A 1075-nucleotide genomic window follows, 5' to 3' on the forward strand; every position below is an offset into this window, starting at 1 on the left:
GCGGCTCGACCAGGCCGAGTTGCTCCCCCTCCCCGCCGGGGCCGTCGGCCCCGAGGACGTCCTGGTCGACGGCGGCGGGCGGGTGATCAGTGGTGACGAGGACGGTCGGCTCTGGTGGTGGCCGGTCGACGCGCGCGCCGGCACCCGACCCCACCTGCTGGCCGAGACCGGTGGCCGTCCGCTCGGCATCGAGCTGGACCCGTCCGGCGAGGCCCTGGTGGTCTGTGACGCGTACCGCGGGTTGCTGCGGGTCACGCCGGACGGCGCGGTACGCGAACTCACCGGAACGGCACCGCCGGTGCACCTGGCCAACAACGCGACGGTGGGCCGGGACGGCACCATCTACTTCACCGACAGCTCCGACCGGTTTCCGGTTTCGCACTGGAAGCGGGACCTGCTGGAGCACCGCCCCAACGGTCGGGTGCTGGCCCACCAGCCGGGCAGCGGCCGCACCGAGGTGGTGACCGACGGGCTGTACTTCCCCAACGGGATCGCGCTGACCCCGGACGAGTCGGCGCTGATGGTCGTGGAGACCAGCACCCACCGGCTGCTGCGCGTCGAGCTGAGCGGCGGCGTGCGGGTCCTCGCCGACCTGCCCGCGTACCCGGACAATCTCGCCTCGGTGGGTGACGGGACGTACTGGATCGCGCTGCCCAGCCCTCGGGTGCCGATCGCCGAGCGGCTGCTGCCCCATCCGCGGCTACGGCAGATCGCCGCTCTGCTGCCCGACGCCCTGCAACCGCAGCCCCGCCGCTACGGGCTGGTCGCGCTCGTCGACGGCGCGGGCGCGGTCTGCCGGACGCTGCACGGCCCGAGCGGGCACTACTCGATGATCACCGGGGTACGCCAGCACGGCGACCAGCTCTGGCTGGGCAGCCTGACCGGGTCCGCGGTGGCCCGCGTACCCCTGAGGTGATGGCCGACAGGGCCGGCCCGCCATGGTGGCGGGCCGGCCCTGTGCTGCCGATCGGTGACTCAGCGACCGCTGACCGAGGGCGCCGGTGCGGGCGATCCGCCGGCCACCGCGCCCGGGTGCGCCGGGGCGACCGGCGCGGGCTTGAGGCCCGGCGGCCCC

At 75.1% G+C, this 1075-nt stretch carries 1 protein-coding gene; it reads left to right on the plus strand.

Going from position 1 to position 1075, the window contains the following annotated elements:
* Positions 1–916, plus strand: a 916-nt coding sequence (locus KBX53_RS33905; protein ID WP_210863916.1) for an SMP-30/gluconolactonase/LRE family protein, incomplete at its 5' end; no start/stop codon positions are given.
* Between the last annotated feature and the right edge of the window lie 159 nt (positions 917–1075).

Origin of the sequence: Micromonospora sp. M51 (assembly GCF_018070305.1) — a bacterium.
GTDB classification, from domain to species: Bacteria; Actinomycetota; Actinomycetes; order Mycobacteriales; family Micromonosporaceae; genus Micromonospora; species Micromonospora parva.